Source organism: Actinophytocola sp., assembly GCF_035942955.1.
Taxonomy (GTDB): domain Bacteria; phylum Actinomycetota; class Actinomycetes; order Mycobacteriales; family Pseudonocardiaceae; genus DASYTH01.
This window is the reverse complement of sequence record NZ_DASZCQ010000363.1, coordinates 13145-34928: the sequence shown is the minus strand read 5'-3', so window position 1 is coordinate 34928 and position 21784 is coordinate 13145. Positions and strand designations below refer to the sequence as shown.

Annotated in this window: 28 protein-coding genes; 9 read left to right on the top strand and 19 right to left on the bottom strand. The window is 69.8% G+C overall.

Annotated elements, in window-relative coordinates:
- The gene (rfbB, locus tag VGX25_RS35470; RefSeq protein WP_326922370.1) at nucleotides 1-993 is read right to left on the bottom strand and encodes a dTDP-glucose 4,6-dehydratase; all 993 of its coding nucleotides are present in this window, start codon (nucleotides 991-993) and stop codon (nucleotides 1-3) included.
- Between the two features lie 173 nt (nucleotides 994-1166).
- Here rfbB and VGX25_RS35465 point away from each other — a divergent pair, with 173 nt between their 5' ends.
- The 5 genes from VGX25_RS35465 to VGX25_RS35445 all read left to right on the top strand — a co-directional run bounded on the left by VGX25_RS35465 (nucleotide 1167) and on the right by VGX25_RS35445 (nucleotide 6558).
- A complete protein-coding gene (locus VGX25_RS35465; RefSeq protein ID WP_326922369.1) occupies nucleotides 1167-2873 on the top strand; it encodes an LCP family protein in 1707 nt (568 codons plus the stop codon).
- A gap of 78 nt (nucleotides 2874-2951) precedes the next feature.
- Nucleotides 2952-4214 (top strand): LCP family protein, encoded by a 1263-nt coding sequence (locus tag VGX25_RS35460; protein WP_326922368.1) that lies wholly within the window; start codon nucleotides 2952-2954, stop codon nucleotides 4212-4214.
- Between the two features lie 12 nt (nucleotides 4215-4226).
- The gene (locus tag VGX25_RS35455) at nucleotides 4227-4928 is read left to right on the top strand and encodes a TIGR03089 family protein (protein WP_326922367.1); all 702 of its coding nucleotides are present in this window, start codon (nucleotides 4227-4229) and stop codon (nucleotides 4926-4928) included.
- A 441-nt stretch (nucleotides 4929-5369) separates the two neighbouring features.
- On the top strand, nucleotides 5370-5933 hold the full coding sequence (locus VGX25_RS35450) for a DUF4190 domain-containing protein (RefSeq protein WP_326922366.1): 564 nt from the start codon (nucleotides 5370-5372) through the stop codon (nucleotides 5931-5933).
- Nucleotides 5934-6318: 385 nt separating this feature from the next.
- Nucleotides 6319-6558 (top strand): hypothetical protein, encoded by a 240-nt coding sequence (locus VGX25_RS35445; protein WP_326922365.1) that lies wholly within the window; start codon nucleotides 6319-6321, stop codon nucleotides 6556-6558.
- Nucleotides 6559-6600: 42 nt separating this feature from the next.
- Here VGX25_RS35445 and VGX25_RS35440 read toward each other — a convergent pair whose 3' ends face one another.
- Nucleotides 6601-7542, bottom strand: coding sequence for a helix-turn-helix transcriptional regulator (locus tag VGX25_RS35440; RefSeq protein WP_326922364.1), 942 nt, complete (start codon nucleotides 7540-7542; stop codon nucleotides 6601-6603).
- A 111-nt stretch (nucleotides 7543-7653) separates the two neighbouring features.
- Here VGX25_RS35440 and VGX25_RS35435 point away from each other — a divergent pair, with 111 nt between their 5' ends.
- From VGX25_RS35435 to VGX25_RS35420, 4 genes are read left to right on the top strand one after another with little or no spacing between them, the layout of a single operon-like run.
- Nucleotides 7654-7896 (top strand): hypothetical protein, encoded by a 243-nt coding sequence (locus VGX25_RS35435; protein ID WP_326922363.1) that lies wholly within the window; start codon nucleotides 7654-7656, stop codon nucleotides 7894-7896.
- Nucleotides 7893-8123: a hypothetical protein gene (locus VGX25_RS35430; RefSeq protein WP_326922362.1), complete on the top strand. Its 231-nt coding sequence runs from the start codon at nucleotides 7893-7895 to the stop codon at nucleotides 8121-8123. Before VGX25_RS35435 ends, VGX25_RS35430 begins: the two co-directional genes overlap by 4 nt.
- Nucleotides 8124-8172: 49 nt before the next feature.
- The gene (locus tag VGX25_RS35425) at nucleotides 8173-8382 is read left to right on the top strand and encodes a hypothetical protein (RefSeq protein WP_326922361.1); all 210 of its coding nucleotides are present in this window, start codon (nucleotides 8173-8175) and stop codon (nucleotides 8380-8382) included.
- Complete coding sequence (locus tag VGX25_RS35420; RefSeq protein WP_326922360.1) at nucleotides 8379-8633, top strand: winged helix-turn-helix domain-containing protein; 255 nt, start codon at nucleotides 8379-8381, stop codon at nucleotides 8631-8633. The genes VGX25_RS35425 and VGX25_RS35420 overlap by 4 nt, the downstream gene beginning before the upstream one ends.
- A 4-nt stretch (nucleotides 8634-8637) precedes the next feature.
- Here VGX25_RS35420 and VGX25_RS35415 read toward each other — a convergent pair whose 3' ends face one another.
- The 17 genes from VGX25_RS35415 to VGX25_RS35335 are packed head-to-tail and all read right to left on the bottom strand — an operon-like array spanning nucleotide 8638 to nucleotide 21782.
- Complete coding sequence (locus VGX25_RS35415; protein ID WP_326922359.1) at nucleotides 8638-8946, bottom strand: hypothetical protein; 309 nt, start codon at nucleotides 8944-8946, stop codon at nucleotides 8638-8640.
- Nucleotides 8943-9932, bottom strand: coding sequence for a glycoside hydrolase family 25 protein (locus VGX25_RS35410; RefSeq protein ID WP_326922358.1), 990 nt, complete (start codon nucleotides 9930-9932; stop codon nucleotides 8943-8945). The genes VGX25_RS35415 and VGX25_RS35410 overlap by 4 nt, the downstream gene beginning before the upstream one ends.
- A gap of 1 nt (nucleotide 9933) precedes the next feature.
- The gene (locus tag VGX25_RS35405) at nucleotides 9934-10173 is read right to left on the bottom strand and encodes a hypothetical protein (RefSeq protein WP_326922357.1); all 240 of its coding nucleotides are present in this window, start codon (nucleotides 10171-10173) and stop codon (nucleotides 9934-9936) included.
- Nucleotides 10174-10208: 35 nt separating this feature from the next.
- Nucleotides 10209-10646, bottom strand: coding sequence for a hypothetical protein (locus VGX25_RS35400; protein WP_326922356.1), 438 nt, complete (start codon nucleotides 10644-10646; stop codon nucleotides 10209-10211).
- A 13-nt stretch (nucleotides 10647-10659) separates the two neighbouring features.
- Entirely contained in the window at nucleotides 10660-13470 is a 2811-nt protein-coding gene (locus VGX25_RS35395) for a hypothetical protein (RefSeq protein WP_326922355.1), read from the bottom strand.
- Entirely contained in the window at nucleotides 13467-15134 is a 1668-nt protein-coding gene (locus VGX25_RS35390; RefSeq protein ID WP_326922354.1) for a hypothetical protein, read from the bottom strand. Before VGX25_RS35390 ends, VGX25_RS35395 begins: the two co-directional genes overlap by 4 nt.
- Nucleotides 15127-15552 carry a hypothetical protein gene (locus tag VGX25_RS35385; RefSeq protein WP_326922353.1) on the bottom strand — a complete coding sequence of 142 codons (426 nt, stop codon included), beginning with the start codon at nucleotides 15550-15552 and terminating at the stop codon, nucleotides 15127-15129. The genes VGX25_RS35390 and VGX25_RS35385 overlap by 8 nt, the downstream gene beginning before the upstream one ends.
- A gap of 4 nt (nucleotides 15553-15556) precedes the next feature.
- On the bottom strand, nucleotides 15557-15721 hold the full coding sequence (locus VGX25_RS35380) for a hypothetical protein (RefSeq protein WP_326922352.1): 165 nt from the start codon (nucleotides 15719-15721) through the stop codon (nucleotides 15557-15559).
- Nucleotides 15705-16076, bottom strand: a complete 372-nt coding sequence (locus VGX25_RS35375) for a hypothetical protein (RefSeq protein ID WP_326922351.1) — start codon at nucleotides 16074-16076, stop codon at nucleotides 15705-15707. The genes VGX25_RS35380 and VGX25_RS35375 overlap by 17 nt, the downstream gene beginning before the upstream one ends.
- 18 nt (nucleotides 16077-16094) lie before the next feature.
- Nucleotides 16095-16496, bottom strand: a complete 402-nt coding sequence (locus tag VGX25_RS35370) for a hypothetical protein (RefSeq protein WP_326922350.1) — start codon at nucleotides 16494-16496, stop codon at nucleotides 16095-16097.
- A gap of 9 nt (nucleotides 16497-16505) precedes the next feature.
- The gene (locus VGX25_RS35365) at nucleotides 16506-16865 is read right to left on the bottom strand and encodes a hypothetical protein (RefSeq protein WP_326922349.1); all 360 of its coding nucleotides are present in this window, start codon (nucleotides 16863-16865) and stop codon (nucleotides 16506-16508) included.
- Nucleotides 16866-16868: 3 nt separating this feature from the next.
- Nucleotides 16869-17273, bottom strand: coding sequence for a hypothetical protein (locus VGX25_RS35360; protein WP_326922348.1), 405 nt, complete (start codon nucleotides 17271-17273; stop codon nucleotides 16869-16871).
- Nucleotides 17270-17899 (bottom strand): hypothetical protein, encoded by a 630-nt coding sequence (locus VGX25_RS35355; protein ID WP_326922347.1) that lies wholly within the window; start codon nucleotides 17897-17899, stop codon nucleotides 17270-17272. Before VGX25_RS35355 ends, VGX25_RS35360 begins: the two co-directional genes overlap by 4 nt.
- 3 nt (nucleotides 17900-17902) lie before the next feature.
- A complete protein-coding gene (locus tag VGX25_RS35350) occupies nucleotides 17903-18082 on the bottom strand; it encodes a hypothetical protein (protein WP_326922346.1) in 180 nt (59 codons plus the stop codon).
- 2 nt (nucleotides 18083-18084) lie between these two features.
- Nucleotides 18085-18417 (bottom strand): hypothetical protein, encoded by a 333-nt coding sequence (locus tag VGX25_RS35345; protein ID WP_326922345.1) that lies wholly within the window; start codon nucleotides 18415-18417, stop codon nucleotides 18085-18087.
- 3 nt (nucleotides 18418-18420) lie between these two features.
- On the bottom strand, nucleotides 18421-18597 hold the full coding sequence (locus VGX25_RS35340; protein WP_326922344.1) for a hypothetical protein: 177 nt from the start codon (nucleotides 18595-18597) through the stop codon (nucleotides 18421-18423).
- Between the two features lie 2 nt (nucleotides 18598-18599).
- Entirely contained in the window at nucleotides 18600-21782 is a 3183-nt protein-coding gene (locus VGX25_RS35335) for a phage portal protein (protein ID WP_326922343.1), read from the bottom strand.
- Nucleotides 21783-21784 lie beyond the last annotated feature (2 nt).

The following is a 21784-nucleotide window of genomic DNA, read 5'->3' as shown; positions in this document are numbered from 1 at the left end:
TCAGCTCCCGGGCAGCGCCGCGGACTCCTTCAGCGGCTCCCACCATGACCGGTTCTCCCGGTACCACGCCACGGTGTTCGCCAGCCCCTCGTCGAACGGGACCTCCGGCCGGTAGCCGAGCTCCTCGCTGATCTTGGTGATGTCCACGGAGTACCGCCGGTCGTGCGCCTTGCGGTCGATCACCGGTTGGACCATCGACTCGTCGGCGCCCAGCGCGGCCAGCAGCCGGTTGGTCAGCTCCCGGTTGGTCAGCTCGGTGCCGCCGCCGATGTTGTAGATCTCACCGGGCCGGCCGAGGTCGGCGACCAGCTGGATGGCCCGGCAGTGATCGTCCACATGCAACCAGTCGCGCACGTTGAGCCCGTCGCCGTAGAGCGGAACCTTCAGCCCGTCCATCAGGTTCGTCACGAACAGCGGGATGACCTTCTCCGGGAACTGGTACGGCCCATAGTTGTTGGAGCACCGGGTGACGCACACCGGAAGGCCGTGCGTGCGGTAGAACGAGCGGGCCAGCAGGTCCGACGACGCCTTCGACGCCGAGTACGGGGAGTTCGGCTCCAGCACGTGGGTCTCCGGCCACGAGCCGTGCTCGATGGAGCCGTACACCTCGTCGGTCGACACATGGACGAACTTGCGCACGCCCGCGTCCACGGCCGCCTGCAGCAGCGTGTGCGTGCCGACCACGTTGGTGAGCACGAAGTCGGCCGCCCCAAGGATCGATCGGTCCACATGCGACTCGGCGGCGAAGTGCACCACGAGGTTGACACCGGCGGTGAGCTCGCGGACCACCGCGGCGTCGCAGATGTCGCCGCGCACGAACCGCAGCCGGGGGCTGTCCGCGACCGGCGCCAGGTTGGCCAGGTTGCCCGCGTAGGTCAGCTTGTCCAGCACCACCACCTCGGCGTCGGCCAGCGTGGGGTAGGCGCCGGACAGCGCCCGCCGCACGTAGTTCGATCCGATGAACCCGGCCCCGCCGGTCACCAACACCCGCATGGGCTACACCCGTCCTCGCGTCGCTGAGTCCTGCCGATCATCGCGGTCCGCACGCCGAGTGTTTCATGCGCGGCAAACCTCGGCGGCCGCTGTGACGTATAACGAGACAGGACGCCGCAGCGGGCAAACAGTATCCTGACGGTCCGGGGTGCGGCCGGGGACGGGGAGAGCGCGTGGACGAGCGTGCGCACGAGGATGCGAACGGCCTCGAGCCGACCGCGCCCTCACACCCTGAGACCGGCTCCGACCTGGGGGATCCATCCGATCGGCGCACCCGGCTGCGCGGGGTCGGCCTCGGGCTCGGCCGCACGGTTGCCGCCCTGGTGTCGATCGGGGTGCTCGGCACGATGGGCTACGGCTACTGGGCGTTCGGTGACATCGACGACCACACCGTCACCACCGACGTGATCGAGCCCGGGGTGACCGACACCCGGGTCCCGCTCGACGGCGCCGTGGACATCCTGCTGGTCGGAGTGGACAGCCGCACCGACGCCACCGGCAAGCCGCTGCCCCGCGAGGTGCTCGACATGCTGCACGCCGGGCGGTACGAGGGCGAGCGCAACACCGACACCATGATCCTGGTGCACATCCCGGTGGACGGCACCCGGGCGGTGGCCATCTCGTTTCCGCGCGACACCTGGGTGGAGCTCGCCGGCGGGTTCGGCAAGCACAAGCTGAACTCGGCGTTCGCCTACGCCTGGAACGACGCCCGCAAGGAGCTGTCCAGGACGCTGCGGGACCCGGAGCTCGAGGCGCAGGCGTCGGCGATCGGGCGCAAGAACCTGATCGCCACGATCGAGCAGCTCATCGGCAGGGCGGTCACCATCGACCGGTACGCCGAGGTCAACCTGGCCAGCTTCTACGAGATCACCAAGGCCATCGGCGGCGTCGAGGTGTGCCTGAACGAGGCGGTCGACGAGCCGAAGTCCGGGGCCAGCTTCCCCAAGGGCCGCCAGATCATCGAGGGCGCCGGCGCGCTGGCGTTCGTGCGCCAGCGCTACGAGCTGCCCAACGGCGACCTGGATCGGATCGTGCGGCAGCAGGCGTTCCTCGGCGCGCTGGCCGACAAGGTGCTGTCCGCGGAGATGCTGACCAGCCCGACGAAGGTGCGCGAGCTGATCGGCGCGGTGCAGCGGTCGGTCGTGCTCAGCAAGGGCTGGGAGCTGTCCCGCTTCGCCGCCCAGATGCAGGGCCTGACCAGCGGGAACATCGACTTCTACACGATCCCGACGCAGGGCGGCGCCAAGATCGGCGGCGCGGACGTGATCAAGGTGGATCCGGCCGAGGTGCACCGGTTCGTGGCGGCGCTGACCAGCGACGGCTCGGCCCGCACCGCGCGGGACGACACCGAGGAAGAGCCGCGGCTCGACACTCCGGCGCCCACCACGACCACGACCACCACCCGGCCGGTCCCGACCACCAACCGCGACGCCGGGGTGCCCACCCCGCAGGCCCCGAGCGCGATCACGGTCAGCGTGCGCAACGGGTCGGAGACCACGGGCCTGGCCGCGTCGGTGCTGGACCGGTTGGCGCAGCAGGGATTCCGCCGCGGCGACACCGGTGACGCGCCGGTGCAGGCGGTGTCGGTGGTCCGGTACGCCGCAGGCGAGCAGCTCAACGCGCAGGTGGTCGCGAGCGCGCTCGGCTTCGAGTTCGCGCTCGAGCCCGACCTGACCCTGCGTCCCGGCCAGGTACGCGTGGTGCTCGGCACCGACTATCCGGCCGGGGCGAACCAGGGCCTCGCCCGCGGCCGGGCCGTCGAGCTGGCGCCGACCTCGCCGAGCACACCGACCTCGCCGAGCACACCGGGTACGCCGCCCGGGTCCGGCGCCGCCCTCCCGCAGCCACTCGTTGCCGGACACCTCACCTGCGTGAACTAACGCGTCTCCGCTGGTCGGCGCAAGACCTGTGCGGCAATTTTGGTTAGCCTGGCTTACGGGAACGGGGGAGGGAGCAGCGTGGAGGACAACCCGGCCGCACGGTCGCCGGACGACGAGCCGACCGAGTTCACCCCCGCCGTCGGGTCGGTGGTCGACGACGAGTTGCCGGGTGACCGCCGGCCGTCCGCCTTCCTTGTTGCCGGCCGGATCCTGCTCGCCCTGCTGTCGGTGGCCGCGCTGGTGGCCATGACCGTGCTCCGGACCCGGGTGGACATGCTGCAGGACAGCGTCAACACCACCGACGCGCTGGCCGTCGCGCAGGAGCAGGCGGGGGCGCAGGCGCCGGCCGCCGACGACGGGGCCAACGACATCCTGCTCGTGGGCAGCGACACCCGCACCGACCTCAAGGGCAACCCGCTTTCGGCCCGCCTGCTCAGGGAGCTGCGCACCGAGGCCACCGACACGCTCAACACCGACACGCTGATCCTGCTGCGCTTTCCCCGCAACGGCGGGAAGAGCTACGCGATCTCGATCCCGCGCGACACCTACGTGCCGGTGCCGAACTGGCGCGAGGAGAAGATCAACGGTGCGTTCGGCGTGACCAAGGCGCGGGTGGCGCAGGACATGGTCAACGCGGGCGAGAAGGACCGGGCCAAGATCGAGCGCGAGTCGGACGGCGCCGGGCGCAGCGCGCTGATCCAGACCGTGCAGGGCCTGACCGGCGTGCGCGTCGACCACTACGCCGAGGTCACCCTGTACGGCTTCTACCTGCTCACCCAGGTCATCGACGGTGTCGAGGTCTGCCTCAACCGCTCGACGAGCGACCCGGACTCCGGCGCCAACTTCCGCCGCGGCCGACAGGTGGTCCGCGGCGCCGACGCGGTTTCCTTCGTGCGCCAACGAAAGAACCTCCCGCGCGGCGACCTCGACCGGATCGTCCGCCAGCAGACCTTCCTGTCCTCGGCCATGAACAAGGTGCTCTCCGGCGGCATGCTCACCGACACCGACAAGCTCAACGCGCTCGCCGACGCCGTGTCCAAGACCGTCGTCATGGATCCCGGCCTGCACTTCCTCGACCTGGTCAACCAGGCGCAGGCCCTGGCCTCCGGCACGGTCGAGTTCGTCACCATCCCCGTCACCGGCGTCGGCGCCCGCAACGACCGCGGCCAGAGCATCGTCACCGTCGACATTCCCGCCGTGCACGGCTACGTCGCCCAGCTCATCACCGCCACACCCCCACCCCCGCCCACGCCCCCGGTCGAGGAGCAGCCCGGCCTCGCCGGACCTCGCCTGCTCGACCTCAACGGCGCCGCGAGATACTCCGTTCCCTGCGTCGACTAACCGGAGCGCGTGTTGAGCATCACCGAGGCACTGCTGCGCCCACTGCTGACCATGGCGGCGGGCCGGCCGCTGATCACCCACTACGACGACGCGGCGGGCACCCGGGTCGAGCTTTCCGTTGCCACGATGGCAAACTGGGCCGCCAAGACGGCCAACTGGCTGGCCGACGACCTCGACGTCCAGCCCGGCTCCCCGGTCGCCGTCCTGCTCCCGGCCCACTGGCAGACCGCCGCCGTCCTGCTCGGCGCCTGGTGGTGCGGCGCCCACGTCACGTCCGATCCCGCCGGCGCCACGCTCGCCGTCGTGCCCCCGTCCGGCTCGGCCCCCGGCGCGCACGCCGTCGCGGTCGCCTCGCTCGACCCGATGGGCCGCGACCTCGGCCCGGCCACCGACACCCTCGACTACATCGCCGAGTCCCGCCTGCACGCCGACGATTTCCTCGCCCTCACACCGGTTCCCGGCACCACGCCGGCCCTGTGCGGCACGCCGGTCGACGACGTCGTCGCCACCGCCCGGATCCGCGCCGCCGCACTCGGCCTCACCCCGGGTTCCCGCGTACTGTCCACACGCGACTGGACACTTCCCGACGGTCTCACCGACTCCTTCCTGGCCGTCCTCGCCGGCGCCGCCTCCCTCGTCCTGGTCACCAATCCCGACCCGGCCAAGCTACCCACCCATCGCTCGACCGAACGCACCACAATCGAGTTGACATAATCTCCGCCTTGCGCCCCCATTGCCGCCGCAGTACCCTCATCGAGTCTCGATTCGCATCTGTTGCGAACACCTGGGGGTGATACCGAGCGACTGTATTGTGCGCTGACAACGCACATCCCGGCATGCGAGCCCGGGTGGGGATATCGCACAATCCCCGCCCGGGTCGGAAACCGGGAATCATCGTCGAAACCGATGGTGCCTCCACACTCCACAGTGGACAGGATCGACCTTAGGGCCGAAAGACCCTATGAATGGGGCCCAAAGCCCCCTCCTTCGAGGACTTTGGAACCGTCTTCGGCGAGCCCTGCTAACTGTCCATCATCGCGACCAGATGGAGCGAGTGGCCCCTGCGGGCCAATGAGGCCCGCGGGGCTCGACGATGAGCTGGAGGAGTACAAAATGTCACAGCCGCACCTCGGGCAACACGACACTCAAAGGCCTGTGTTCAGGGCGGAGAATGGGCTCGGCACGGCGGGGTTCGTGCTCGGGCTGGTCGGGTTGGTCTTCTCGCCGGTGCCGCTCATCGGCGTCGTCGCGTGGCCGCTGGTGATCCTCGGTTTGATCCTCTCCCTGGTCGGGCTCGGCCGGGCAAACAAGGGTCGGGCGACCAACAAGGGCCTCGCGGTCGCCGGCGTCGTGCTGTCCGCGCTCGGCCTGGCGATCTGCATTCTGTGGGCCGCGGTCTTCACCAAGGCCGTCGACGACGTCCGCGAGGAATCGAACCGGGTCGCCACCGTGGTGTACGAGGTTACCGGCGACGCCGAGGAGGTCACGATCACCTACACCACCTTCGGCGACGGGGTGAACTCCAGCCAGGAAACGGCCGCGACGCTCCCGTGGACCAAGCGGGTCGAGACGACCGGGCTCGGCAAGGGTGGCTCGCTCGTCGTCACGGCCGGGACCGGCGGCGGCACGGTCACCTGCAAGGTCGTGATCGACGGGAACGAGGCCAAGACCAGCACCGCATCGGGCCCGCTGGCCACGGCGAGCTGCGCCGACTTCTGAGCAACCGGACGCGGGCGTCAGCGCAGGAGATGGCGGGCCATGACGAGGCGCTGGATTTGGTTGGTGCCTTCGTAGATCTGGGTGTTCTCAGAGCCACGAATCTCCTACCAGCGCGAACCCTGCCGATCACCTATCTGAACTGGCACTTTCCCGTTTGTCAGCGTTGGCCGATGACGGCCGTGACTGGACGTCTGACGGAACAGAGACGGAACAACCGACCGACCAGGCGCGCCTACCGGGAGCGTGCCCGGTGAGGCGCAACGTGCACATGGCTACGTGCGATGCAGGAGGCATGCGCAGGACTATGCGGGTTGTCGCAGCGTTGGCATGCTTGGCGATCGTGCTATCGGCAGCCCCGGCCGACTCGGCGTCGACTAAGACAGGGATGGCTGGATTCCTCGAGGCCGAGCACCCGTTCGACGAGTTCTGGGGCGGCCCGGCCACCGACCGGCAACTGACGAACATCGGATTCACCATCTGCGAATTCCACGCACGCGGCCTGTCCGATTTTGAGGTGTACCAGGAGATGGTGGGCGGGCCGAGCATGGTGAGCCCGCCGGGCACAAAGGCGTACGAGCTCGGGCTGCAGCGGGTGCGCAACGCGATCAGGTTCATCTGCCCCTGACTAGCCACTTTTAGCGGGGATCCCGTAAGTGGCTGGTTTTCCTTATGCAGCAACGAATGCGCGGCGCCGTTCGGCCCACTCGGAAGTGCGCCACTGCTCGGGTAGTTCGGCCAGCGACTCGGCCATGATCCGTTTCGCCACGGCGTGCTCGCCGAGCTTGTCCAGCACGAACGCGCGGTTGCCCAGGAAGAACGCCGGGGTGTACCAGTAGCCGGCGTCCGGCAGTTCGGCCGGGTCCGGCAGGTGGTCGACCATCGCATCGGCCTGGCCGAGCAGCCGGTAGGCGTCGGTCGGTTCGCCGTTGAGTGCGAGCACCTCGGCCCGCTGGTAGGTCACGTACGTGCGCAGGCCGACGTCCACTCGGGTGTCCCGCGCGGCCGCCTCGCTGAGCGCGTCGGCTCGGCGGAAGTCACCGCGGCGCATCGCGGTGTAGCCGGCAAACGACAGCGCGGTGGCGGTCCGCTGCGGGTCGTCGGCCTCCATGCCCAGCACGGTCGCCCGGTCCATGAGCCGCTCGGCGACCTGCCAGCGGCGCAGCGGCACATGCAGCCACCCGGCGTACTGGTGCAACTCCGACGCCAGCCCCACCGCGGCCGGGCGCACCGACGAACCAGCCTCGGCGGCGAACCGCTCCACCATGGTCAGGTACTCGCGCACCGTTGGCAGCACCGTGGCGGCCGAGGTGACGTCCTCCAACCGGCGCGTGGCACCCAGCAGCGCGGCCACGCTGTCCAGCACGGCCCCGTCCACACGGTGCGGGCACTCCTCGGCCAGGGCCAGCCGCTCATCGGCCAGGGCGACCAGAGAGCCATCCGCGCCAAGCTCGGCGTCGAGCCGCGCAGCCAGCTCGGCGCCGGCCGCCTTGTGGCCGTTGAGCACGCGCGACAGGTGCGCCTTGTCGTAGAACGTGCGCCGGGCCAACTCGCGCAAGCTGATGTCCCGCGCAGCCATCAGCTCGCGCGCACGGTCACCGAACGTGGTCATGCTGCCCGTTGCCCTGTCTCCGCCGTTGACCCTGCTCGCTGATCAACGGTCAACGTCTGTATCTACCCCAGGTTACTGCCGACCCTTCCCATGACGGGAGGTGACGAACAGGTGGCGCACACGCCAGGACCGCCCCCGGCGCCGCGGCCCGAGCCGATGCAGTGGACCGTGCCCGTGTCGGTGGGTGCAGGACAGCAGCGGGAACTCGTGGTGACCATCGCCGGGGGCGAGGTCGTGCTGGTGCCTCCGCCGAGCGGACGGTGCATGCTGCCCGAGGATTCGGACGCGCAGCTGCTTGAGGCGGTGCGGGAGGCCCGGCGGGTTGCCCGGGAGATGCGCGGGTGGTCGTCGTGAGCTGGCGGCAGAAGCCTGTCGGTGCCGATCTGTTGCGGCTGTTCGGCCCGTGGCTGGACGGTGTGCGGCTGGCCGCTGGGGAGTGCCTGCTGTCGCCCGAGCCGGCACCGACGCGGTTGCTCGGCCAGGGGTGCGGTGAGCCGGGGTGCCGGTCGCTGATCTGCGGTGCCACGCAGGAGGATCTCGCCGAGCACGTGGCCGCGCACCGACGGCGTTGCCATGCCTGACCCGTCCATGCCTGACCCGTCCACTCCATCGGCGCCGCCGTCTACCGCGGTGCCGCAGGAGCAGGTGGTACTTGGTCGTGCGCTGATGGCGCTGCACGGCTTCATCCCACCGTTCGTTGCGCGGATCGTGCCCGGCCACATCCGGCCGGGCCAGTGGACGCACATGGCCGAGATGCTCGAAGCGGTGGCTGAGCAGTGCCGGCAGCAGGATGTTGTGATCGAAACCGAAGAGCCATCCGGGAAACTCGACGGGGCGTGAACACATCCCGAGGCCGGCGCGGGCCGATGTACGTGCTGGACATGGGGGGCGCGGAGTACCTATGGCACCAGGTCGCTGATCACGTCGCCGAGCGGGCCGCGGCCGGCGAGTTCGGCCGGCGCCTGCCGCGGCGGGAGGTGCTCGCCGCACAGTACGGGGTCAGCTTGGGCACCGTGGCGCGGGCGATCCGGGACCTGGCCGAGCGCGGAGTGGTGGTCGTCGCGCCCGGCCGGGGCACCTTCCTCGCGTAGCGACTCAGCCGTCAGAGCGGTAGGAGACGCTCGGTCCGTAGATCAGCGGGCGCATCTGGGCGTCGCGCGGGTCCGCCAGTGGCGTGACCACCGGCTCGGCTTGGCGCACGATGCCGAATGCGACCAGCACCGATGTGACGAGCGTGACCAGGCCGGGGATCGCGCCGAGCAGCCCGACGATGGCGTCCTGCTGCGCCACGGTGAGGATGCCGAACCCGGCCAGCGCGGCGACCAGCGAGCCGAGCACGCCGACCACTCGGGTCAGCTGTGAGGCCGCATCGCGGAGTGGCTGCGGCCGGTCGTTGTCCATCATGCGGTGCTCCCTTCAGGCTGCGCCGGCGCCAGCCGGACGCCGGACAGGATGTCGATCAGCTCGGCCGCGGTGATCCCGGTGATGCCACGGGCGGCCAGCTCGTCGGCCAGCAGCGCGATCTGCTGGGCGGTGAGCTGAACCGGCGGTCGAGCCTTGAGCTCGGCCACGTCGGCGACGAGGGCCTCGAGCACCTTGGCCACGCCGCCGGCCTCGGTCACCGAGTCGGTCTCGGCCGGCAGGTACCGGCCGAGCGTCGCGAGCAGATTGCCGAGCCACTGGTGATCGTTCTGCACGTACGGCTGGGACAGTGCCTCGTAGATCTGCCGCAGCCACTCGTGCTCTTCGCCGGTCATGTCAACCTCCTGTCCGCCGCCGAGCAGCGCGGCGAGTTGTTCCCTGGTGCCTCGGTAGGCGTTGGCGTCGATGGGTTGGTGGCCGGCGATCGCGGCCGACGACGTGAACTGCAGGACGGCCACGTCGAGGCCGCCGTAGCCGTTCCAGTAGTGCGCGGGCACGTCGGCCCATTCGTCCTGAATGGACCCGACAACGGTGTCCGGGTAGCGGGAGCTCCACAGCGGCGGCAGCCCGGCCAGGCCGGGCGAGCCGATCTGCTGCCAGTACCAGCGCGGCAGATACAGCAGCGGCACCCGGTAGCCGGCGGCGCGCAACCGGTCGACCAGCTCGCGAGTCAGCGCCACGGATCCACTGCGCGCCTCGACGTCCAGGATCACCGGCACGTCCAGAGGCACCGAGTCGCGGACGTTGGCCACCTGCGGCGCGGCCGGTCCGGACAGCTGATAGTGGTACGCGGCGACGAGCAACCCGGCGGCGCGCGCCTCGGCGAGGTTGCCGGCGAACTCCGCGTCGTTGAACCCGACGCCCTCGGTCGCCTTGATGAACACGAATTCGATGCCTTCCCGCTTCGCGCGGGCCAGGTCCAGCCGCTCGTCCTGGTGGTGGGAGATGTCCAAGCCGAAGATCGTCACGTCAGCCTCCGGTCCACACGCTGATCAACTTGCCGAGCCCGCCGCCGAGCACCGTCGCCGCGCCGGCCATGACCCACATGCGCTTCTCCAGCGCGCGGATCCGGGTTTCGTGATCGGGCACCATTGGCAGCACGGCCTTGAGGTCGGCCCGGATGTCGTCCACTTTGGAGTCGATGCCCTGCATCTCCTTGTACAGCTCGGTTGGTGTGATCACGACCGAGCCGGGCGGGACTTCGACCATCTAGGTTTCACCTCCTGTGGCAAACGAGCGGGGGATTAGGGCTGGGGCTGCACGATCAGGTGCTTCTCCGAGACGTTCAGGGTTCCCGCGTTGGTGCGGAACATCTGCCGCACGTTGTACGTGCTGCCCGCGGTCAGGCCGGTCACCAGGTGGGCCACGGTGTAGCGGATGAAGTTGTCTTCGGCCACCCGCAGCGAGCGCGTGTCGTCCGCGGCCAGGAATACCGTGCCGCTGCCGACGACGCCCCCGGTGCGCACCTCGAACCCGGTGAACGTGTACGTGGCCTCAGAGTTGGCCATGCCGGCGGTGTTGAATACGATCACCTGACCGCTGGGCGGGGCGACGAACGCCACGCCGCACGTGGTTCCGCCGGTCAGCGTCGCAGTGAACGAGGTTGACGTGGTGGTCCCCACGGTCGTCTGGGTGTCCGAGACGGTGGCCGTGGCCACCACCTTGTCGCCAGTCAGCGCCACCGGGCGCACCTCCTCAGCAGTAGTAGACGGGGTCAGCCAGGTACACCCGGGTACCGGCGGGGTGCGTCTTGCTGACGCCGTTCTGGGCGCGGGCCGAGATCGTCATCACCTGGGCGGCGCCCGTTCCGGTGATTCCTGAGACGGTGCAGCGCTCCCCGCCAATCACCACGGCGAGCGGGAACGCCCCGGCCGCCGTGGTCCAAACCGGACCCGATGTCGTGGTGACGTTGCGGGCACCGGTGGTCCCGGCGGTGAGCTGGGCGTCCAATGTGGTCACCGCGCCGTCGTAGCGGCTGGCCGAGTCGCCGTAGACGGCAGCCCGGTACTTCTCATAGGGCCCGGCGTTGAGCTCCACCTTGTGGCCGAACGCGTCGCGGTAGGTCTCCTTGCCCCCGCGGACGAGCTGGTCCAGGTCGCGATACACGTCCGCGGCCTGCATGCCGGTGACGAGCAGCCGGTCCCCCGGGCGCAGGGCCAGTAGGGCTCGCTGGGCCGTCAGGCCGGCGACGTCGTTGAGCGCGGGGGCCCGCAGGTTCACCGACACCCGCGGGAACCGGACCTCGGGGACGGTCCCCAGGGCCCGCACCCAGCCGCCCACGTCGCCGAGTTGGGCGTCGGACTGCGCGTTGACCGTGGTTTGGGCCGGGGATGTGCCGGCCGCGTCCGGTCCGGTGCCCGGGTCGTCGGTGTTCATGGGTCCGGTGGCTTGCTCGACGAACACGTGTCCGCCATTGGTCCGCTCGGCCTTGACCAGGTTGGCCGTGGGCCGATCATCGGCGCTCGGGGCGAACGTGGGCGCGACCATGTTGGCCGAGTAGGACAGCGTGCAGTCGGCCGCCCGAGCCGCCATGGCGCGCCGGCCGCGGAACGCGACGCCCGTGGTGTAGCGCGGCGCGTAGAGCAGCGCACCGTCCACTTCGGCGCACTCGACGAGCTGGTCCAGCAGCGGCAAGGGACGCTGTGGCCCCATGGCCCTGGTCTGGCCGAGGTCGCCCCAGTAGTCAAATGGCACGCCTTCCTCGGCCGTCAGCCGGAACGCGCGCAGCCCCGACTTCTCCCCGGGCCAGCCCATGATGATGTTGGAGACCTTCTCGCCGAGGAACTCCGAGCCCAGGAAGGTATCGAACCGCTGCGGCGTGACGAACAGGGTGGAAAAGTAGGAGTCGCCCTGGCCGCCCGTGGTCGGCTGGGGGACGTGCACCAGGATCTCCCGGAGCCCGGCGTAGCCGGCGTCCGCGGCCACGAACCCGCCGCCCACGTTGACGCCGTTGATGAAGACCCGGATGTCCATCTCCGCGCCGGTCGGGAACGCGCACACACCCAGCGTCACCCATTGGTCGGCCCAGCCGACGTCGCCGGTGATCGTCCCTGAGGACACCACGCCGGCGCTGGGGTTGCTGAACAGCTCGTAGGTGCCGTCGGTGTAGAGGAAGAACACATGGCGATTGGTGACCGTGGTCGTGGACAGGAAGATCTGGGCCCCGGCGTCGGGGGACAGCCGCATGGACCACATAGCCGAGAAGGCCGAGCCCAGCCCGGACGAGTCGACGGGGAAGATCAGCCGGCCGCCGTTGTTGAGGCCGACGAACCCGGGCACCGCCGTGTGCACCGCGTCCGTCGCGCCCCAGGTGACGGCCCCGCGGTTCGGCGACACGCCGGTCTCCTGCTGGAACGTCGCCGGGGCCTTGCCGAGCGCGCTCACTCCCCGGGCCGGCGCGGTCGGTGCCTCGTCCAGCGCCCAGAAGTCCGACGCGGTCATCTCAGAGTGCGACGTCGTGAGGTATCGACGCGGAGCCGAGGACAGACTCGCCCGCTGAGAGCGGCCGAGCCGCTGGGTCACGTCGGCCATCTTCACTGCGGCCGTCTTGACTTTGTGCGACACGTCCCAGGACGGCTGCAGCTTGGTCAACTCGCCGGAGTGGCGGCGCAGGATCAGCTCCCAGTCGTCGTAGCGGGCCGTCACAGGGAGGTTGGTGTTACCCGCGGCGATCCCGGTGCGGATCCCAGGGAACCCGCCGGACAGCCGATCGTGGTGCGCGCTGATCTGCCACCCCAGGGGCTCGGGGTTGGCCGCGTCCCAGATCTTCCCTCGGAGGGTCTGCCCCTCGGCGTAGAACGCGGCCCGGAACCATCGGTCGGAAGCCTGAACCAGCCCCGTGCTGATCGTCCCGCCGCTGATGTTTCCCAGCGTGCTGTGGTGGATCGACAGATTGATGGCTTCGGCCGTGGTCATCTCCACTCGGAGCAGGTAGTGCTCCCCGGCGAACGCGCCGGACGGCTGGTAGCGCTGCACCAGGTTCAGCGGCTCGATGGAGCCCCCGGTGATGTTGGCGATCTGGACGTTGCACGAGCACCGCGCCTCGCAGTCCCCGTAGCTATCCCCCAGGAAGGTGATCACGTAGGCGTTGGCGTTGGGCTGGGTGTGCGTGCCCACGCCGGACCCGACCGCCGTGCTGCCCGTGCCGCTGGTGGACACGTTCCACCCGTCGCCGGTGTCGCTGAAGTCCCAGCCGCTGGCCACCGTCCGGCCGAACGCGTCTCGGCTCACCCGCAGGCCCAGCCGCGTGGGCACGTTGCGCCCCTGCAGGTAGTCGTAGTAGTCGCTCATCGGGTTGCCGGGCGTCCAGTGCCCCCCGGTGTTGTGCAGCACGCCCTCGGCCGTGCTGGGCGGGGCCAGGGCCTTGGACTGCTCGGACGAGCTGCCCCAGCTCACCGTCACCGGCTCGACCTGGCGCAGTCGACGGGACTCCGGCAGGGTGGCGACGTCCACCCAGCGGCCCAGGTACATCTCCAGGACGAGGTCCCGCGGGAACGTCAGGCTCACCGGAACCTCGCCTCGATCGCGCCGTCGGCGATGGCCGCGTTGAGCATGTCGGCGAACCAGCCGGATCCCGTGGCCACCAGCTCGACTCGGCCGCCGCCTCCGCTGCCACGCTTGTGCACCGTCTCGCCGGCCTCGAGGATGGCGATCTTCTCCTGGCCCGGTAACCCGGGTACCTCGCTGATTCCACTGTGGAGTCGGGCGATCTGGGGAATGTCCGGTATGGCCGGGATCCCGACCGCGCCGCTGATGAAGTTGATGCCGTGGATCAGGTCGTTGACCCGGCGGATACCCCAGTTGATCGCATCAATCCCCATGTTGAGCGCGCCCTTGAAGACGCCGGAGATGATGTCGCCGAGCCGGCCGAGCGCCTGCCCGATCCGCTCGGGAAGCGTGGCGAAGTAGTCGACCAGCCCGCTCCACAATCCCTTGACGAAGCCGACCACGCCGGAGATCACGTCACCGACCGTGCGGAACACTCCGGTCACGATGTTGCGGAAGGTCTCACTCTGGGTCCACAGCACCACCAGCGCGGCCACCAGCCCGGCGATCAGGCTGACAATCAGGATGATGGGGTTGGCCTTGAGCGCGGCGTTGAGCAGCCACACCGCCGCGGTGACCACGCCGATCGCGATCGCCGCTTCCTGGTTGCGGGACACCCAGTCGGCCACCGCCGCCAGGACGGAGACGAGCTTCTCGAACACCGGTGTCACGACCGTGGCGAGTCGCTCGGCCTGCTCGGCGAAGGTGGAACTGGCCGCGTTCTGCGCCTCCGCCGCCGCGCGGCCGCCGTTGGCCCATGCGGTCTGGGCGTCGGTGGACTTCTCCAGGATCAGCTGCTGGGTGGCCAACGCGCGGGCCTGGTCGGAGATCTCCGACGTGCCGCCGGCCATGGCCTCCTCAACACTGCGCTGCGCCTTCTCCAGCGCCAGCGCGGCGTTGCGGGCCTCCAGCGACCCGGAGCCATGCTTGGCGGTCGCGTCGGACAGCGCCCGCTGCGCCTTCTCCACCTTGAGCGTGGCGTCCTGGACCTTGAGCATGTCCACAGTGGTCTGACCGAGCCCCATGGACAGGGCCTTGGCGTCCACCTCGGCCGCGGAGATGGAGATGCCCAGGGCCTTGAGCCCGTCGGTCTCGCCGAGCATGGCGTCGGCGAGGATCTCCGACACCTCGGCCGCGGTCTTGGTCCCGCCGGTCCAGCGGGACAGGGCCCCGGACAGGTCGAGGATCTTCTTGGACATGTCCGCGGCCTGCGCCGTGGTGAACCCCATCGGCTTCAGCAGGTCGGCCAGGTTCGCGGCCATCGCGACGACGTTGCGGGTGGACTCGCCGAACGCCTTGCGGTTGGCCTCGGCCCACTGCTGGATGGCCGGCAGTTCGCCCTGGAACACGGTCTGCGCCTTGATGTCCAGGGCTTCCATGCTCTTTGACAAGTTGAACAGGTGCGCCACGCCGGCCGCGGCACCAGCCGCCATGGCCGTGCCGCCAGCGGCCACGGCGGTGCTGAGCCGGCCGGACGCGCGCTCGGTGCGGCTGGCCACGTCCTCCGACTCGCGCTTGACCTTGTCGCCCATCTCGGTCACCGACTGCTGGGCGCGCTTGGTGGCCCGGTCGAGCTTGTCGGCGTCGCCGGCGTAGGTCAGGGTGACCGTGGGCTTGCTAGCCATTCTCCACCGCCAGCCCGGCCTGTTCGACCACCGCGACGAGCTGGCCGAGCAGCTCGTCCTCGATCTGGTCGACGTTGGCCGCGTAGCCTGGGTAGATGTAGCGTCCACTCGGGATGAACTCGCGGCGCACCGACCGCTTCTTGCCCACCCGGCCACCGAAATCAAGCCACGGTCCGTACGGAACCCGGGCGCCGTAGCCGCTGACCTTGCCGTGCTGCGGGGTGCTCGTCGCCCGGATCGACCGTGCCGCCCGGCCGGACTTGCGCGCCACCCGCGGTTGCGCCCAACTGACGATGATCTTCCCGGTTTCGTTGAACGCCAGCCGCATCGCCTTGGGGTGGGTGCCCTCGATGCGCTTGAGCGCGCGGACGAACTCGGTCAGCCCGTCGACCTTGATCGGGTCATTGGCGATCGCCACGCGCTCACCTCCTCATCGCGGCTAGCTGCTCCCGTTGGGCCTTGCGGTTGTAGAAGACCTTCCAGCCGATGAACTCGTCCTGGCCCACCCGGCGGAGCATCTCCGCTCTGGTCATACCCAGCTTCTGCGCCAGGAAGAACTCGAACTCCAGCTCAGGCGTCGTCTCCATCTCCAAGTAGGTCGCTTTTGGACGCGCCGTCCTTGAGCTTGGACAGGTCGAGGATGGCGTCGACCACCCCCGACAGCTCTCCGGCGTCGGAGCCGCGCTGCCACTCCAGGGCCTGGTTGACGTCGAGCTCGGGCTGGACCACGCAGGCCACGACAACGAGCCGTTCGTAGCGGGCGTTGTCGATCTCGTCGCTGTCCTTCTTGATCCGCGCCTTCTTGCGCAGTTCGTACATCTCCTCGCGGCTCATGGCCCGGATCCGGATGGTGCCCTTGCCGTCGATGGTGTGGTCGTCCTCGGTCAGGCTGGGCTTGACCAGGACGTCTGCTGTGAGGTACCCGACCCCTACCTCGCTCACCGTTGGCTCCCTTCTGCGCTACGCCTGGTTGGTGCTGACCACGTCGTCGCTGAACGTCAGCTCGACCGTCCACATGCGCATGTCGTCGACCGGCGCGGTTTCCTTGTAGGACTTGACGACAACGTTGACGGTGTCCTGCGGCTTGCCGGTGCCGGTGCCCTCGGGGCGGTGGATCAGCTGGACCACCGACCCGAGCAAGGGCTTGATCACGTCGCGCGGGCCGGTGGCGGTGTCGTCATACACCCCGCCGATGGAGGTCTTGCCGCCCTTGAGGCCGCCCTCGAACACGTGGGAGGTCTTGCCGTAGGTGGTGACGTCGTGCTCGTCGGCGGTCTCCTCGTAGTCGGTGGTCTTGGAGTACGGGGAGATGTTGTTGCCAGCAAGGCTCACGAACGTGTGCCGGCCGTGGGTGAAAGCCATGTCGCTACCTCACTTGTTCCGCTCTGCCTGCAGCACCGCGACAGTCACGCCGGTGGTCGCGCTGTAGTCCCACCAGACCCGGCCGTCGCTGGGCTGGACGTACTCGCGGGGGAACGGGCCGATCGTCACGTCGCCCGTGTTCGCCGGCACGGTGTGCTGCCGGCCACCGTTGGCGTATCCCAGACCGATTGCCGCGTCAGTGGGGACCAGCACGGTGACGGTCTTGGACGCCGCGTCGGTGTTCTTCACCCGCAAGTAGATGTCCGGCGCCCACGGGGTCATGTGTCCATCCGCGAACGCCGCGGTGAACGTCGGCGTGCGCGTGGTCTGGCTGTTGGTCACCTCGGCCGCGACATTGGTCCGTGCCATCGCTCACTCTCCCTGTCCCACAACTTGAACGGTGAACTGACCGCCCAAGTAGGTCTGTCCGGCCACGCTGATCCCGGCCGTCCTGGCCCGGGAGACGTGCACCTCATCCATGGCGGTGTAGTTGCCGGTCTCCAACACCTGCTTGATCGAGCGCGGCCCTGAGCCGCTCAGGTAGGCCATCAGTCGGCGGGCCGACGCGGCGTCACCGATCTTCCCGACGAGCACGTTGACGGTCAGTTCGACCGAGTCCATCCCGCGGCCATAGGTGCCGTCGAAGTCGATCTCTTCGGGCAGCTCGATCTCCAACGCGTCGGGCACGATCGCGTCGGCCGGGTGCGGGAAGGTGTTCAGCTGGCCCAGCGTCTTGGCTCGGTCGGCCAACTGCTGCGCCACGTCGACCAGGTTCATCCGGCCCACCTCCGACGGCGGTAGCCCTCCAGCATCACGGCGACGTCGGGGTCCACTTTGGCCAGCAGCCGCAGTTCAGTTCCCGACTCCGGCGAGCCGGCGATGCCGAACGGCGCCGTGCGCCGGGCGGTGAGCCGGCTCGCCTGCAGCTTGTTGGCCTCCGTCGCCGTCACCGGGATCGCCGACCAGCCCCATTGGACGGTGACCCGCACCTCACCCGTGGCCCCGGTGGGCCGGGTCGCCGAGGTGCCGCGCAGCAGCAGCGACTCCCACGGCTTGTCTTCCTGCGCGGCGTTGTGCGGCAGCTTGACCACATCGGCCAAGTCCACCGTGGTCGCGTAGCTGCCGTCGCCGGCCAGGTCCAGCGCCACCGCCAGGCCGGCGACAGTCTGGAAATCGTCGACCCAGATCCGCCACCCGCACTTGGACTTCGACCACCGGGCCGTGTAGTACCGGGCTTCGGGTGCGGCGACCTTGCCGAACTGGCGGTTGCAGTGTCGGTCGATGGCGCGCGCTGCGGCAGTGATGTTTCCGGGCAGCACGGTGTCGTCCTCGACGGCGATCTCCTGCACCCGCAGGTACTCGAGATAGTCGTCGAGGTTGACGTAGTCCGGTGCCCAGGGCATGGCTCACTCGTCCGTGGTCTGCTGCTGCTTGGCGCGCTCGGCCTCGACCGCCTCGGCGTAGGTGCGCGGGTAGGCGATCGGCTCAGGCAGCGGCTCCTGGCGCGCCAGAGCGGCCTGCTCGTCGGCCTCGCCGGCCAGCACGTCCGGATCCACCACCAGGGTCGTCTTCTTGCGGGGCGGCATGATCAGTACCCGCGGCCGAGCCGGACGGCGGCGACGTCGAGGTTGGTCACCGCCGAGTAGCTGATCGCCACCGACGCGTCGCCGATTCCCTCGTCGGGCACCGGGATCACCGACACGCCCGTGGTGGCCGCGATGGTGACCGGCGCCAGGCTGCCGACGGTGATGTCCCGGGTGGCCGCGTTGGTGTTGCGGAAGATCAGGTACACGCCCTCGATGTCCCACCCGCCGGCGCGCTTGACCTTGCCGGCCACGGTGTCCCCGCCACCGTTGCACGCGGCGAACGTGACGGTGGCCAGCCCACCCTCGGGCACGTCCTGAACAGTGATCGCAGCCATGATCTATCCCTCTCGTTGTGGGGTCTGGGAAACCCAGCCGCGCTGGGTGAGCACGTAGCCGCCGGCCCGCTCGGCCGGCTCGTGGCGGATGCGGACCCGGCGCAGCGGCACCGCCGGCGGCGAGGGCTGCGCGGTGGCCGCATCCCCGCCGTCCGTGCGTGCCTTCCTCTGGCCGGGCATGATCAGGCCGCCGTGTGCCGGATCGAGGACAGGCCGACCGGGCGCAGCAGCCGGGTGGCGAAGTAGCCGAACAGCGCCAGGTCGATCCGGGCCGGCCCGCCGCGCTCCTCGAACCGGAACGTCAGCAGTCCGGACTCCCACGCCCAGATGTCGTTGCTGTTGAAGATGAGCACGTCGCCGTCGCCGGCGGCGTTGCCGGTCAGGGACCAGGTCGGCTGCAGCGCCAGCCCGTCGACGAACCAGCCCTGCTCGACGGCGTTGCCCAGCCCGGCGGCGTTCTGGGCGCCCACGCTCGGCAGCAGCGGCCGGCCGTCGGTGCCCACCGCGGTGGCCAGCGCCGAGGTGGCCTCCTGGGACAGGTGGCCCCGGTTCGGCGCGGCGAACCGGCGGAACGGGTACAGCGCCAGCGCCGAGCGGATCCCGAGCACCAGCTCGTCACCCTGCCCGGTGGTGGTCGCCGCCTGCGCCCCGGAGGGAACGAACCCGGAGGTGATCGTCCCGCCCTGCCCGTTGGTACCGTTGAGCTCGGCGTAGACCTTGGCCTCGGTCTGCTGCGAGTAGGCCTCCTGCATGGCCTGCATGGCGATGGCGTCGATCGCCGGGTTGGCCGAGTCGACGATCTCGCGGGTCAGCTCGAACAGACCGGACACGCCCTGCGGCGTCACGGTGATCGGGTCGATGTCCAGCGACCCCGCCGTGGGGTTGACACCCTCGACGTGGTCCGCCGCCGCGTTGCTCGAGCTGGTGAAGCTGGGCAGGGTGAACGGGGTGGCGTCGGTCAGCGTGCCCCGCGACACGGAGTTGACCAGCGGCCGGCCACGCATCAGCTGGGTGACGTACAGCTCGGGCCGGTAGCCGGGCGGCACGACGGCCGAGGCGTTGCCGGTGTTCACCGCGAACTGGGCGAACTGCAGCTCGGCCTCCCGGGCGGTCTCCTCGGTCTGCGCCTTGAACTTCGCCAGCCGCTCGCGCGCCTCGACGTCGCCCTCGGTGCGCACCCGCCAGGCGTCGCGGACCATCGACGGACCGTTGCCATTCATCGTGTACACCGGCGCCTCGCGGGTCACCTGCACCCGGCCGGCCGGGATCACCTTGCGCTCCTGCGGCATGGGCAGCTTGTCGAGCACCTCGCCGAGACCCTTGACGATGGCATCGGACAGGCCGGCGGTGAACGTGGCAACGTCGAACGGGGGCACCGGCGAGGCCGCGGGAGCGGCCGGAGCGGGCGCAGCAGGCGGCGTAGCGGCCGGTGCGGTCATGGCGGGGTTTCCTTCCCTCGTAGCGGCGACAGACGCGACTCTCGCGTCGTCGAAGGCGGGCATCGCGGTGATCGCCACCTTGCGCAAAGTGGCCGAGTGGACCAGGCGGATCGAGTCGTCGTCGGGGTGCGCGGTCCACCCGTCGCCCTCGGCGGTGAAGTCGGCCTGAATGGACAGTCCGTCGTAGACGCCATCCTCGGCCAGCTCGAGGATCCGGTCCCCCTCCGCACCCCGGGCGATCTTGAACCTGGAGTCCAGGCCGCGGCTGTTGTTCTGCAGCCGCACCGCCCGGCCGATCTCGGTGCCGTACTCGTGGTCGCGGTCCATCTTCACCCGGCCGGCGTCGGCCCAGTGCAGGCTGCCCGGCGCGAACATCCACTTGGAGCCCTGTGATCGGGCCACAACGTTCCATGGCACGGCCAAGCCCGAGATGGTGCGCTTCTCCGGGTTCACCCGGAACTCCGCATCCATATCGGTCAGGGCGAACCCGATCGTCAGCGGCTCGCCGGATGCCGAGAACGTGAGAGCCGGCGAATGCGCGGTGGACTGGGTCACGGGGCTCTCCTCCGGTTGGGTCGTCCGCCCGGCCGGGGTCGGGGTCGACGGCGGGGCGGGAGTCATGGGCGGGCCGGGGATCGTCAAGCCGGCACCGGCGCGGTTGAGCAGCTGTCGGGCCTCGTCGACCGTGAGCACCTTCCCGACGCCCAGGTAGACCTTCTGCACCATTTCGACCAGCGCCCGCGGGTCCATGCCATCGCTCATGCCGGCACCGTCCGAAGTGGCCGGCTTGGCGCTGGGGATGTCCTCCAGCTCGGCGATGCGCTCGTCGTTGTAGACCCCGACCTCGCGGCCGATCTTGTAGTTCTGCAGCCGCGTGGTCGTGTCCGAGCGCAGGAATCCGGCGTACTGGTAGCGGCAGTAGTGACCGGGCATCGTGACGTCCGACATGGACAGTCGGGTCTCGATCGCGGTCACATAGGCCAGCAGGGTGAAGTCCAGCAGGTCCAGGCGCCGTTGCTCGGCGTTGGCGTAGGTGCGCGAGGTTGTGGAGACGCCGAGTTCCTCGGGGTCAACGCCGCCGAGTCGGGCGATCTCCAGGATGGCCGCGTCGCGGGCCTGGCCCAGCTGCAGTTGCTCGGGGTTCCACGCCAGGGTGTTGGCCTTCAGCGAGCCGTTCAGGTAGGGCCACGCCCGGCGAGCAACCGCGTCCTCCCAGTCGTCGAGGATCTCCTCGATCTCCTTGTCGTCGCCGGGGTCCACATCGGTGGCTGGGGAGAAGTAGCCCAGCGGCACCGGGTTGTCCACATTGCGGGTCACCGCGCGGGCCAGCGCCATGCAATCGCGGATCGCGCGGGCCCCGGCCACCAGTAACGGGTCGTTCGGCGAGTCGATGCGGATCAGCTCGGCGTCGGGCACGAACCGCCACACCTGGCCCTGCGCTGCGCCGTGGGTCGAGGACGTGTAGACGCGGCCTTCCTCGCGGACGGTCACCGACCGCGGCTCCAACCGGACCACCTTGGACGGGAAGCCGTTGCCGTTGAACTCGGTGATGCGCCACCAGCTGCGGCCCTCGAACAGCATGTCCTCGACCGTGCGGGTCATCGTCACCGACCGGGCGACGTCCTCCTCAGGCTGGTCGAGCAGCTCGTTCGGGACGGTGCGCCGGCGCATGTCGTACTCGCGGATGGGCAACGTGCCCAACGTCCCGGCGATCAGGTCCCGCACCCGCTTCACCGCCGGCACGCTCACCGCCTGATCGCGGGACACCCGCGGGACCGGCGCGCCCTCGCCGACCAGACCGAGCATTTCCGGCGGCACGTTGATCGAGGAGAACGTCAGCGACGACGCCACCGGCCGCGTCCACTTCGGCGCCCGCTCCCGGGCGGGGACGGCAGGGGGCACCGGCGCGGCGCGCCAGTTCCGCACAT